At 69.2% G+C, this 12560-nt stretch carries 12 protein-coding genes; 5 read left to right on the top strand and 7 right to left on the bottom strand.

The window, feature by feature from the left end; translation table 11 throughout:
• Window positions 1-8: 8 nt before the first annotated feature.
• The 3 genes from N5095_RS13120 to N5095_RS13130 form a co-directional block, all read right to left on the bottom strand.
• Window positions 9-2000, bottom strand: coding sequence for a DEAD/DEAH box helicase (locus N5095_RS13120; protein ID WP_267623338.1), 1992 nt, complete (start codon window positions 1998-2000; stop codon window positions 9-11).
• Between the two features lie 99 nt (window positions 2001-2099).
• Window positions 2100-2765 carry a DedA family protein gene (locus tag N5095_RS13125; protein WP_267623340.1) on the bottom strand — a complete coding sequence of 222 codons (666 nt, stop codon included), beginning with the start codon at window positions 2763-2765 and terminating at the stop codon, window positions 2100-2102.
• A gap of 117 nt (window positions 2766-2882) precedes the next feature.
• Window positions 2883-4301, bottom strand: a complete 1419-nt coding sequence (locus tag N5095_RS13130) for a geranylgeranyl reductase family protein (protein ID WP_267623341.1) — start codon at window positions 4299-4301, stop codon at window positions 2883-2885.
• Between the two features lie 144 nt (window positions 4302-4445).
• On the opposite strand from N5095_RS13130, the gene N5095_RS13135 reads away from it, so the two are divergent.
• Together N5095_RS13135 and N5095_RS13140 are read left to right on the top strand one after the other, a co-directional pair.
• Window positions 4446-5117 carry a DUF6517 family protein gene (locus N5095_RS13135; RefSeq protein WP_267623342.1) on the top strand — a complete coding sequence of 224 codons (672 nt, stop codon included), beginning with the start codon at window positions 4446-4448 and terminating at the stop codon, window positions 5115-5117.
• A 42-nt stretch (window positions 5118-5159) separates the two neighbouring features.
• Window positions 5160-5456 carry a hypothetical protein gene (locus N5095_RS13140; protein WP_267623343.1) on the top strand — a complete coding sequence of 99 codons (297 nt, stop codon included), beginning with the start codon at window positions 5160-5162 and terminating at the stop codon, window positions 5454-5456.
• Window positions 5457-5650: 194 nt separating this feature from the next.
• Here the strand turns inward: N5095_RS13140 and N5095_RS13145 are convergent, their stop codons facing one another.
• Together N5095_RS13145 and N5095_RS13150 are read right to left on the bottom strand one after the other, a co-directional pair.
• Complete coding sequence (locus tag N5095_RS13145; RefSeq protein ID WP_267623344.1) at window positions 5651-6517, bottom strand: 2-oxoacid:ferredoxin oxidoreductase subunit beta; 867 nt, start codon at window positions 6515-6517, stop codon at window positions 5651-5653.
• 3 nt (window positions 6518-6520) lie between these two features.
• Window positions 6521-8281 (bottom strand): 2-oxoacid:acceptor oxidoreductase subunit alpha, encoded by a 1761-nt coding sequence (locus tag N5095_RS13150; RefSeq protein WP_267623345.1) that lies wholly within the window; start codon window positions 8279-8281, stop codon window positions 6521-6523.
• A gap of 130 nt (window positions 8282-8411) precedes the next feature.
• Here N5095_RS13150 and N5095_RS13155 point away from each other — a divergent pair, with 130 nt between their 5' ends.
• Window positions 8412-9059 (top strand): FAD-dependent oxidoreductase, encoded by a 648-nt coding sequence (locus N5095_RS13155; RefSeq protein ID WP_267623346.1) that lies wholly within the window; start codon window positions 8412-8414, stop codon window positions 9057-9059.
• Between the two features lie 92 nt (window positions 9060-9151).
• Entirely contained in the window at window positions 9152-9649 is a 498-nt protein-coding gene (locus N5095_RS13160) for a LabA-like NYN domain-containing protein (protein ID WP_267623347.1), read from the top strand.
• A gap of 43 nt (window positions 9650-9692) precedes the next feature.
• Here N5095_RS13160 and N5095_RS13165 read toward each other — a convergent pair whose 3' ends face one another.
• Entirely contained in the window at window positions 9693-10613 is a 921-nt protein-coding gene (locus tag N5095_RS13165) for a DUF7847 domain-containing protein (RefSeq protein ID WP_267623348.1), read from the bottom strand.
• Between the two features lie 196 nt (window positions 10614-10809).
• Between N5095_RS13165 and N5095_RS13170 the strand changes: the two genes are divergently transcribed.
• Window positions 10810-11337 carry a PUA domain-containing protein gene (locus N5095_RS13170; RefSeq protein ID WP_267623349.1) on the top strand — a complete coding sequence of 176 codons (528 nt, stop codon included), beginning with the start codon at window positions 10810-10812 and terminating at the stop codon, window positions 11335-11337.
• Between the two features lie 30 nt (window positions 11338-11367).
• Here N5095_RS13170 and N5095_RS13175 read toward each other — a convergent pair whose 3' ends face one another.
• On the bottom strand, window positions 11368-12450 hold the full coding sequence (locus N5095_RS13175; RefSeq protein WP_267623350.1) for a presenilin family intramembrane aspartyl protease PSH: 1083 nt from the start codon (window positions 12448-12450) through the stop codon (window positions 11368-11370).
• Window positions 12451-12560 lie beyond the last annotated feature (110 nt).

The raw sequence follows: 12560 nt of genomic DNA on the forward strand, positions 1-12560 counted from the left end.
TCGGGAGTTCAGAGTCGCGCCCGGAGCGCGCCGATTTCCGGCCGGTCGATGTCGAGGAGCGTCGCGAGCGCGTCGGTCGCCCCGAGGAGCCACTCGGCACGCTCGATGCGGGACTCGAGGTCGCCCGGCCCGATGCGGTAGCGTTCGACGAGCGTCTCCACGTCGGCTCCCTCCGTCCACTCGTAGAGGATGCGGGCCGTCTTCACCGACTCCAGCCATCGCTCGAACTCGTCGGCCTCGCCCATCGCGGTCGTGAACTCGGCGGCGTGGCGCGTCGCGAACTGGTACATGTCGGCGCGCTCGCGGTTGCCGAGGTAGGTGTCCTGCATATCCGGGGAGTCACAGACGAACTCGAGAATCGTGAGCCCGGTCACGTTCCCTTCGTCCATCTCGGCGGTCGCCTCCAGCCCCTCGACGAGCCGGACGCCCGTCTCGGGGGTGACGTACTGTCGCGAGACCTGCGAGCCGAGCGGCGTGGCCGCGAGTCGGTCCTGGGCGTCGTCGCCCTCCGCGTCGTCCCCCTCACTCGAATCGACCTCGACCATCCCCATGTCGGTCAACTCGGCGACGACGGCGTGGACGACCCCGGAGAGGTCGTCTTCGGGCGTCTGGTGGGCGTAGAACGTCGCCCCGAGGGCGTCGCGGACGCCGCGTCGGGTGTCCGCGAACCCCGCCGCCACGGTCGAGAGGACGTGTGTACGAAGCGCCGCCCGGTCCCGGAGTTTGGACTCGACGGCCTCCGGGTCGGCGCCGACGTAGCGCTCCCACAGGTCGTCCTTGGTCGAACCGTCCCCGACCAGCACCGCCTCGCCGAACGGGTCGAGATGCGGTCGACCCGCGCGGCCGCACATCTGGTGGACTTCGAGGACCGGGAGGGGCGCCATCCCGCCGTCGGTGTAACGCTCCTGGTCGCGGACGACGACGCGGCGGGCGGGGACGTTGACGCCGGCCGCGAGCGTCGGGGTGGCACAGATGACCGCGAGTTCCCGGTCGCGGAAGGCGTTCTCGACGGCGACGCGGTGGTCGCTCCCGAGACCGGCGTGGTGGAAGGCGACGCCGTCCTCGACGCAGTCGGCGAGCCGTCGGCCGGTCGTCGTCCCGTCCAACTCGCGAAGCTCGTCGGCCACCCTCTCGGCGGCGCCGAACGGCTCCCGGGCGAGGCGCTCGGCCAGCGACTCCGCCTCGCGCCGCGAGCGGACGAACGCGAGCGCCTGTCCCCCGGCTTCGACGGCGTCGACGACGAGCGCGGCGGTCGCCTCGGTGTCCGTGTCCGCGTCGGCGCCGGCAGCCGGGACGCTCCCGCCGTCCGCTCCCACGGTGTCGGCCCCACGGTCGAGGTCGACCGGGAGCTCCGTGCCGTCGTCGAAGTCCACGACGCCGTCGGCGTACACGCCCGTCCTGAGGTCGACCGGGCGCCAGTCGGTCTCGACGAGGTCTGCGTCGAGCCACGCCGCGACCTCGTCGGGGTTGTCGACGGTCGCGGAGAGGGCGACGAGTTGGAGTCCCGGCGCCCGCCGCCGCAGGTTCGCCAGGGTGACTTCGAGCGTGGGCCCCCGCCCCTCCGCGCCCAGCAGGTGCACCTCGTCGACGACACAGCAGGCGAGGTCGCCGACCCACGAGGCGCCGTTTCGGATGGCCGAGTCGACCTTCTCGCTGGTGGCGACGACGATGTCGTACGCCGCGAGGTCCTCCGCCGGCGAGTCGAAGTCGCCAGTGGAGATGCCGACGTCGACGCCCGGGAGTTCGGAGAACGTCTCGTACTTCTCGCGGGCGAGCGCCCGGAGCGGGACGATGTAGAGGGCGGGGCCGCCGGCGGTGAGCATCGCGAGCTCCGCGATGAGCGTCTTGCCGCTGGCGGTGGGGATGGCGGCGACGAGGTTCGCTCCCTCGGTGACGCCGGCTTCGACGGCCGCCCGCTGTGGCGGGTACAACTCCTCGACCCCCTGTGACTCGTAGTGGTCTCGGAGCGCCGCCGACAGCGGGAGGTCCCGAACGCGCATTACCCCTCTCTGGGCCGTCGTGACCTAAAAACCCTCGCCGGGCGGTGGTACTGTGACCGACACCGCGGTCGTCGACGGAGCCGGGTCGTCCGCCCCGGCTCACTTCGAGACGCGCTCCTCGCCGGCCCCGTCGGCGCGCGGGTCGAGCCACGACCACGGGTCGGTGCGCTCGGCGGCGTACCAGAGCGTCAGGAGCGCGAGTGCGCCGACCCCGGCGACGACGGGGTGGTCGGTCAGGTAGGCGACGGCGACGTGGTAGACGGACTGCTGCTTGCCGTAGAAGACGACCGCGGCGACGGCCGTGTTGAAGACGAACGCGCCGACGCCGGTGTAGACGCCGAACTTCAGGCGGTCCATCCCCGCCATCCCGGCGGGAATCGAGATGACCGAGCGGAGGAAGGGGAGCAGTCGACCCCACAGCACGCTGTGTTCGCCGTACTTCTCGAACCACTTCGTCGCGCGTTCGGTCTCCGCGTCCTCGACGTGGAGGAGGCGCTTGGCGCGGTCGAGCAGGCGGCTCGTTCCCCCGCCGAAGGCGTAGTAGGCGACGTAGCCGCCGACGACGGCGCCGGCTCCCGCGGCGACGCCGAAGCCGAGCATCGAGGTGACGCCGGTGACGACCACCCCGGCGGCGAACGGGACGACGAGTTCGCTCGGGAGGAACGGAAACAGCATCGAGGTCTCGAGAAAGAGGAAGACGAACACCGCGATGTAGCCGTACTGGCGCACGAGACCGTACGTGACGTCGAGCAGTCCTTCGAACACGGGTGTCGGTCTGTCGCGGGTGTAGGGGCTCGGTCCTCTCAGTGCTTCCGGCCGGCGGGAGAGGAACTAAATTCACGCCCGGCCGGGCCGCCCGACGACGTCGCGTCCGGTCCCCGCTCAGTACTTCGGGTCGGCGCCGGAGATGGCGTACACGTCCTCGAGGATGCCGTCACGGACCTCGGCCCAGGCGTCGAACGCCTCGGGGGACTGCGGGTAGCGGTCGTAGTGGTCGCGTATCTCCGCCGCCTTGCGCTGGACGCGGTACAGCTCCGAGAGGGTGTCCCAGTGGCCGACCGTCTTCAGCGCCGTCTTCAGTTTCAGCCCGAGCTTCATCGAGGAGCCGGTGCCGCGGCCGAGCGCGTCGGCGAGTTGTTGGCCCGGGACGGCGGTGACGACGCCCGTGAGGTCCTCGACGTCGTGGGCGCTCCCCCAGATGTTGTAGAGGTCGATGCCGGCGAACTTCTTCCCGAAGTCGGTCATCACGTCGTGGTTGTACGACCAGAGCGCCTCCTCGGTCGCCCCGCCGTCGGAGAGCGCTTCGACGACGCGCTCCATCGCCCAGTGGGCGGACTTGGCGGCGCCGGGGATGCCGCCGCCGGTGGTCGGGTTGACGTGGCCCGCCGCGTCGCCGACGGCGACGAAGCCGTCCGCGACGGCGGAGTCGTAGGGGCGGCGGGTCGGGAGCGCCCCGCCGAGTTTGTCGACGACGGTCGCGCCCGCGAACTCCGCGCGGCTCTTCACGTCGCGTCTGAGCGCCTCGACGAGCTTCATCGGCGGCTTGTCCATCTGGAAGCCGAGGCCGACGTTGATGCGGGTCGGAGAGCGCGGGAAGTACCAGAGGTACCCCAGTTCTTCGGTGGGTTTGAACACCAGCGCGTCGTCCCAGTCGACCGGCTCCTCGACGTCGATGACCTCCCGGTACGCCGAACAGAACTGCGAGTAGGAGACGTTCGTGTCGAAGCGGGAGCGGGAGAAGTCCGCCTTGTCCTGCAGAATCGACAGGGAGCCGGCGGCGTCGACCGTCACCTCGGCCTCGTAGGTCACGGCGTCGCCGTCGTGTGTCGCGCGGACGCCGGTGACAGTGCCGTCCGCTTCCTGTACCACGTCCTGGACGACGGTGTCGAAGTGGAGGTCGACGCCGAGGCGGTCGACCTCCTCCAAGAGCACCTCGCCGTAGCGCTTGCGGTCGAGCACCGCGCCGGTCGTCCCGAGCGGGATGTCGACGGTTTCGCCGTCGGCGGGGTTCTCGAACACGGCGCGGGTGATGCGCTGGTTGGTGAACGACTCCTCGCGCAGGTAGTCGAGGTCGACGACGTCCGGGAAGGCGTTCTTCCCCTTGATGGCGTCGCCACAGGCGATGTGACCGGCGTCTTCGGCGGACTTGCGCTCGACGAGTACCGTGTCGAGTCCCGCCTCTGCCGCCGTCGCCGCGGCGAAGGCCCCGCCCGTCCCCCCACCGACGACGACGACGTCGTAAGACCGTGTCCCCCTCCTCGACGCACCCCGCGTCCCGTCGTCGTACGACTCCGCTGACATAGTACGGGCTATCTCGGGGACTTCATAAAAACCTCCCACATCGCCGGCTCGGGGGCGCGACGGGGGAACACGGGTCACGGCGGACGGTCCGTCGCTCGTCGCGGCCGACGAAACGGTCATCGTATCAGCGCGCGTGTCTCTCTCATGTACGCGACCCGTCCGGGAGCCGCGGCGCTCCTCTTCGCCGCCCTCGTCGTCCTCGCCGGCTGTACCGGCACGCTCGTGAACGCCGAGGCGTCGCCGGCGACGATACCGACCGAGGCCCACGAGGCCGTCGGCTACGTCCACGGGAACACGACCGCCGTCCCGCTCACCTACCCCATCGGCGTCGCCGGCGTCAGCCGCGACGTGACGGTCACGAGCTACGTCTCCGGCTACTCGAAGACCGTCGGCGCGACCGAGGGGTCGCCGGGAGACGTCGCCGCGCTCCTCGTCGTCAGTACGCCGAACGCCCGTGTCGCCGGCCAATCCGCGAACCCGTTCGCCCACGCGACCAACGCCGAACTCACCGAGCGCGCCTTCGCGCTCCTCGACCGCGCGAAGGCGCTCGGCGGGACCGAGTACGAGGACCTCGGCGACGTCCGCGAACTCGCCCGCGAGGAGCGGACGGTGCTCGGCGGGTCGGCCGAGGTCGTCAGCTTCGCCGCGACGGCGACCGTCGACGGAAACCCCACCGAGGTGCGCCTCCACGTCGTCAGCGTCGAACACGGTGACGACGTGGTCGTCGCCCTCGGCGTCCACGAAGTGGGCTTCGACGAGTCCGCGGCGCTCGCCGGGATGATGGAGCGAATCGAGCACGCCGCCGGGGAGAACTGAAGAAAAAACCTACAACCGGACGCGCAGGACGGCCTGTATCAGATGTCGATTCCGCCGGGACCCGGGTTCGGGTCGATACTCGCGGTCGTGCTCCTCCTCGCGGTGCCGGTTGCTCTCTTCCGTCGCCAGCAGGGGCAGTCCGTCGGCCACAGGTGGCTCGTCCTCGGTTTCACCACCGCAGCCGTCGCGTTCGTCTCGTCGGCGTTCCACTTCGGGTTCGTGTTCGGTGCAGAACTCGGAGACGGGGTCGGTGAGGGGTACTATCGGGCGCTCCCGCTGCTCGGCGTCGAGGCCGCTATCGTCGGGGTGTTTCTCGTGCTGCTGTGGCTGGAGCAGTAGAACGGTGCTGTGGCCGGAGCGGTAGAACGGTGCTGTAGCTGGGTCGTGTGCTGTCTGGGCTGTGCGGTCAGTCCAGCGCCGTCGACCGCGAGCGAGGGCCGTCAGGCCCGAGCGAGCGGCCTTTTTGGTCGAGCTTTTTCGAGGAGAGGTGCGCGAGCGAAGCGAGCGCACCCGACGAAGAAAAAGGTCGGGGTTCAGTAGAACTCGCGGACCAGGTCCGTCGCGTTCTCGGGGGCGCCGTCCGGAATCTCGGACATGTTCGTGTCGAGACCGTGCTTCTGGCCGTACGGTACGGAGTCGGGGTTCTGGTAGATGACGCCCTGGTACTCCTTCGAGGCGTCCAGAATCTTGTCCTTCGCGGCGTCGTAGTCGGCGGGGTCGTGGTCCTCCTCGTCGCCGAGGTCCACGAGGTTGTCGCGGAAGTAGTCGTAGGTGTCGACGTCGTTGAACGTCACACACGGACTGAAGGTGTTGACGAAGCCGAACCCATCGTGTTCGATGGCCTTCTGGACGATCTCCTGATGGCGCAGCGCGTCACTGGAGAACGACTGGGCGATGAACGTCGCGCCCGAGGCGAGCGCGAGCGCCATGGGGTTGACGGGCGGCTGCTTCGGCCCCTCGGGCGTCGTCGATGTCTCGAAGTCCTCGCGCGAGGTGGGCGAGGCCTGTCCCTTCGTGAGGCCGTAGATGCGGTTGTCCATGACGACGTAGGACATGTCGACGTTGCGGCGAACGGCGTGGACGAAGTGGCCCGCGCCGATGGAGTAGCCGTCGCCGTCGCCGCCAGCGACCATCACTTCCAGGTCGGGGTTCGCCATCTTCACGCCGGCGCCGACGGGGAGCGCGCGCCCGTGGACGCCGTGGATGGCGTAGCTGTGCATGTACGTGCCGATTTTGCCGGAACAGCCGATGCCGGCGACGACGAAGGTGTTGTCGGGGTCGTTGCCCGTCTCTGCCAGCGCCTTCATCATCCCGTTCATCGTCCCGAAGTCGCCGCATCCGGGACACCAGGTCGGCTGCTTGTCCGACTTGAAGTCGGTGAATCTAACTTCCGAGCTCATGATTTAGGCCTCCGCCTCCGCGGCGAGAGTCTCCTTGATATCGTCTGCGAGTTCGTCGGCCTTGAACCGCACGCCGTTGTACTTATTCACACGCTTGACACGACGCAGGGCGTCGTGTTCGAGCACGTCCGCGAACTGACCGGTCTGGTTGCACTCGACGACGATGACGTCGTCGGCGTCGTTTATCTCCTCGCTCAGGTCGGGACGCGGGAAGATGTAGGGCACGGAGAGGAAGCGCACGTCGATGCCGTCCTCCTCGAGGAAGCGGACGGCTTCGACGAGCGCGCCCTCGTTCGACCCCCACGAGAGCACGAGCGTGTCGGAGTCGGGGTCGCCGAACTCGCGGGGCGACCAGTCCTCTCGTTCCGTCGCGGTCTCGACCTTCCGGTTGCGCTTGTCGACCTGTTCGATGCGCATGTCGGTGTCCTCGGTCCGGCGGCCCATCTCGTCGTGTTCCAGGCCGGTAGACATGTGGGCGCCGCCGTCCGTGCCGGGGAACGCGCGCGGACTGACGCCGTCCTCGGTGAGTTCGTGGGGCTTGAACTGGCCCTTCTCGGTCTGGTGCTCGCCGATGTCGTTCTCGTCGACGACGAAGCCGCGGTCGATCTCGACGGCGTCCATGTCGAACGCCTCGGGCGAGAACGTCTGCTCGGTGACCGCCATCGCGAGGTCCGCGAGCAGGAACACGGGCGTCTGGTACTTCTCGGCGAGGTTGAACGCCTCGACGGTCTTCCAGAAGCACTCCGAGACGGTGGTCGGCGCGAGCACGAAGCGGGGTATCTCGCCGTGCCCGCCGTAGAGGGCCATGTTGAGGTCGCCCTGCTCCTGCTTGGTCGGCATCCCCGTCGATGGGCCCGAGCGCATCACGTCGGCGATGACCAGCGGCGTCTCGCTGGTGGCAACGAGCCCGAACGTCTCGGTCATCAGGTCGATGCCGGGACCGGAGGTGGCCGTCATCGACCGGGCGCCGGCGCGGGCGGCGCCGAGCGCGAGGTTGATGGCGGATAACTCGTCCTCCGCCTGCACGACGTGGCCGCCCCAGTTCTCGATGCGGCCGGTCAGGTACTGCATCACGTCCGTCGCGGGCGTGATGGGGTAGCCGGCGTAGTAGCGACAGCCGGCGGCGATGGCGCCCATGCCGATGGCCTCGTCGCCGTTGAGGAGGACGTAGTCCTCGTCGGTGGTCTCGAGGTCGTAGTCGTCGAAGTCGTGGTCGTACTCCTCCTTGACGTAGTCCTGGCCGGCGCGGGCGGCCTCCATGTTGTTCTCGACGAGCTGCTGGCCCTTGCTCTTGAAGCGCTTCTCGAGGGCGGAGTCGAGGTTCTCGATGGGGAAGGAGCCGACCTCGCAGGCGGCCCCGAGCGCGACGACGTTCGCCATGATGGCGCCCCCGGCGTCCTCGGCGAGGCGCTTCAGGGGGACGGAGAGGCCGACCATCCCGTCGGGAATCTCGACGTCCTGCATCTGCGTGCGCTCGCCGTCGTAGATGATGACGCTCCCCTCGTGGAGTTCGTCGAGGTTCTCGTCGATGGTGCGCTGAGTGAGTGCGATGAGCACGTCGAGTCGGTCCACGACGCTCTGGACCTGGTCGACGGACGTGCGGACCTTGTACGCGGTGTACCCGCCGCGGATACGCGACGCGAAGTCCTTCGAGGTGAACACGTGTCGACCGGCTCGCGAGAGCGCCTGAGCGAAGATCTTCCCGGTGGAGTCGATTCCATCGCCGGCTTCGCCGCCGATGGCCCAGTTGAAGTCCGCAGGCATACTGTTTCGCAGATTCCGCTGGCCGCATCAAAAGCCTTCTGAAAAGGGGGACCGGAGGGAACTGGACGAACGTCTACCCCGGCGCGACGGGATGGGAAAGCCCTTGAGACCGACCCCCCAACGGCGGTGCATGGAGACAACCCTCACGGTGACCGCCGCCGAATCGGTCGGTCCCGACACGGTCGCACTCACTTTTCAGTCGCCCGAGACGTTCGACGCCCAGCCCGGTCAGTTCGTGAAACTGTCCGCGACGGTCGACGGCGAGGGGTACGCCCGGTTCTACACCCTCTCCTCGCCGAACGTCACGGACACCTTCGAGGTGACCGTCGGCGTCAGCGAGGACGGCGGGCCGTTCAGCCGGCACCTCGCTCAACTCGAACCCGGCGACGAACTCGAGGTCGACGGGCCGTACGGCTCGGACCACTACGAGGGCGAGGCCCGCGTCGTCGTCCTCGCCGGCGGCCCGGGCGTCGGCCCCGCGGTCGGCATCGCCGAGCGCGCGCTGGACGACGGCAACGAAGCCGCCGTGGTGTACCGTTACGACGGCGACGCCCCGGCCCACGAGGCGCGCCTCGACGCCCTCCGTGAGCAGGGTGCCGACGTGACGGTCGTCGGCCCCGACGGGGACCTGACGGACGCCGTCGCCGACGCCCTCACCGGCGACGACGGCGAGCAGACCTTCGTCTACGGCTTCGCCCCCTTCGTCGACGAGGCGCTCGAAGCGGTGCGCGAGGCCGGCGGCGCGGACGAGACCGCGAAGGTCGAGAACTTCGGCTGAGCCGGAGCGAGCGCGAGCGCGGCGTGGTTGGCGACCGGGGGCCGCCCCGGACAGACGACACGCCTAAACCCCTGCCTTCTGACCTCCCACCCATGACCGACATTCACCCGGGTCAGCGCGTCGCGGTGCTCGCGGACGCGCAGAACCTCTATCACTCCGCGCAGTCGCTGTACTCGCGGAACGTCGACTACTCCTCCCTGCTGGAGAAGGCCGTCCAGGACCGTACCCTCGTTCGGGCCATCTCCTACGTCATCCGGGCCGACTCCCCGGAGGAGGAGACCTTCTTCGAGGCGCTCCAGGACATCGGCTTCGAGACGAAAATCAAGGACATCAAGACGTTCGGCGACGGGTCGAAGAAGGCCGACTGGGACGTCGGGATGAGCCTCGACGCCGTCACCCTCGCCGACCACGTCGACGTGGTCGTGCTCTGTACCGGCGACGGCGACTTCGCGCGTCTCTGCTCGCACCTGCGTCACGAGGGCGTCCGCGTCGAGGTGATGGCCTTCGAGAGCTCGACGGCCGAGGAGCTGGTCGAGGCGACGGACACCTTCCTCGACCTCGGCGGGCGCGAGGACACGTTCCTGCTCTGAGCGGGTCGCTCTGCTCTTCGAGTCGCGAGAGACGCCCAGAGAGTCAGTCGTCCAGCGACGCCGACCCGCCGCTCGCGGGTGCCGACGACGCGGCGCCGTCCACGCCCGCGTCCGACCGCCGGTGGTCGACGAAGAACGCCGTCGCGAACGCCCGCTGGAACGGGTAGACGACCGTCGTCCACAGGACGGCGTACGCGCCGAACGCGAGGGCGGTCGTCGCGTCGACGTCGAACGGGTTCGCCGCCGCGCCGGACCCGGGTGCGGGACTGGTCGCCGGGTCGACCCCGCCGCCGGCGAACAGCAACCCGACGGTCGGCACCCAGTTCAACAGTCCGACGAGGAACAGGAGCACCGAGTAGCCGAGCGTCGGGAGGAGGTTCTTCCGAACGAACCCGACACTCCGTCGGAGGCTGCCGACCGCGCCGGTGTCCTCGACGACGGCCGCGACGCCGTAGAACTGGAGGAACATCCCGACGAGGAGGACGACGAGGAGGAACAGCAGATACACCCCAACCATCAGCACCAGCATGCCGACGCCGAGTGCGGAGCCGAACCCGTCGCCGCCGGTTCCGGACGCCACTCCGAGGACGCCGACGCCGACCACGGCGGTGGCGACGAACGTCGCGATCATCCCGGCGACCACGACGGTGGCCATCACCGCGACCTGACCGATTTCCGCGAGGAGGACGGTGACGTACTTGTGCCGACCGACGCGCCCGAACTCCCCGAGCGACGTGTGTCCGGTTCGCAACGCTTCGTACGCCATCCCGACCGTTCCGGCCAGGAACAGCGGGGCGACGAGCAGGGTGACGATCTGGTAGCCGTTCGACAGCAGCGTCCGGCCGGTGAACAGGAGCGCTATCGGTGGGAGACCCAGTAGTGCGAACAGCAGCGCCGGGACGAACATGGAGGGGTTGCCGACGACGGCACCGACGCCGCGCCGGAGGGAGCGGAGGACTGACACGTTGGTCCGTCGCCAGCGTACGAACAAGTATCTGACCATTCAGTTCGAAAACCATTCTCGCAGACAGTGGGTAGGGAGACGACGAAGTGGAGTCCGAATCGGAATCCCGAGTTGAATCCGTATCCGAAGTCGAATCCGGACTCGAACCCGAAACGGAAGCCGAAGCCCTTTCGCTCCTCGACCGAAACCCCGGAGCATGAGCGACAACGCGGAACTCCCCGACCTGCGGACGGTCGCGGACTACCAGTTCGGCGCCGGCGCCGGGGTGGCGCTGTTCCCGGCGGACGAGGACGTGCGCATCTCCCGGTCGACGAGCGGTCGCCCGCGGCAGATTCACGCCGAGGGTGCGCCCGTCACCGGCGCCGAGCAGGCCGACGACCGGGTCGTCTCCTACAGCACCGACGGCCGGTTCACGCTGGGTCTCGCCGGCGGGCGGCGACTCGCCGCGGCGCTCGACGCACCGGCGGGCCGGGTCGTCGTCGGCGACGAGAGCGAACCGTTCGTCCGCGAGGGGAAGAACGTCTTCGCGAAGTTCGTTCGCGCGGTCGACCCCGACGTGCGGCCGGGCGACGAGGTGGCCGTCGTCCGCGGCGGGGCGGCGAGCGACGAGGGTCGGGAGGAATCGGTGCTCGGCGTCGGTCGGGCGGAACTGTCGGCCTCGGGGATGCTCGACTTCGAGACGGGGATGGCGGTGAAGACTCGGCAGGGCGCCGGCGACGACTGACGAGCGGCGGGGGTCTTCTCGGTTCCGCGTTCAGAGGTACGGTGCGAGCCCCAGCGCCGTCAGCAGCGGGACGCCCGCCAGGGTGGAGCCGACGAGGTAGCCGGCGATGGTGCCGCCGTTCAGGAGCGGGAGGCCGGCGTGGGCGGCCCCTTTGAGCACCATCCGGAGGAGGATGACCAGGCCGACGAAGGTGCCGACCATCGCGAGCAGAGCCGGGAGGTTGAGCGCGGCGAGCCCCGGAACGCCGAGACTGGCGGCCGGCGAGAAAAACGCCGCGCTGGCGACGAGGACGGTCGGCATCACGGCGTCGCCGAGCCCGACGAAGAACACGTCGCGGTCGACGACGACCTCCCGGTCCCCCTCGCCGGCGTCCTCGCTCCCGGCGTGGTCGGTGTCCGTATCGGTGTCGGCCCGTTCGCTCTCCACGCCCTCTTCGCCTTCGGTCGGCTCGCCCCCATCGGCGGTCGCGGCCTCGCTCTCTCCGGCGTCGTCGCCGTCGCCGTCACCGTCGTCCGCGCTCCCGACCCCGACGAAGTCGTCGTCGAGCAGGGAGTACGACAGCGTGAGCGGGATGACGAGCACGACCGGGATGCGGAGGTCCATCACGCCCTCGGCGAGGTCGAGCATGTGTTCGGTGCCGTAGACGGAGATGGCGTCGTAGACGGCGAGGACGGTCAGGAGGACCAGTGCGGGGAGGATGCCGAAGCTGATGCCGAACAGGCCCGCCGCGCCGGCGCCCATCACCACCCCGGCGGTGTCGATGACGTACCACTCCGGGTACGCGAGCAGGGCGACCGCCACGGCGCCGGCCGCGACGAGGCCGAACGGCGACGGGAGGACGGCGGAGAAGACGTACCACGCGAGCATCCCACCGGTGCCGACGACGACGTAGCGCACGACGAAGTCGAGGTCGAACTTGAACGCCGCGAGCATCAACACGGTCATCACGAGGATGGCTCCCACGTACAGCAGGCTGTTCGCCGGGTCGCTCGGGTCTTCGACGGTCTGGTACCCCTCGCTGTAGAACGTCGGCACGAGCGCGAGCGCGCCGAGTTGCACGAGGAGGAATATCAGGACGGCGAAGGCACCACCCCAGTACGCGCGGGTTCGCATTGGCGTTGCTTTCGGCCCCGGGGGTTTGGCCGTTGCGCTCTAGTTCGTATTCGTCTCCGGGACTGTGGCTTCGAGAGTGAGAGGAGGGACGACCTTTGAAAGCCCCCGGG

This window comes from Halobium salinum (genome assembly GCF_026586625.1).
GTDB lineage: Archaea > Halobacteriota > Halobacteria > Halobacteriales > Haloferacaceae > Halobium > Halobium salinum.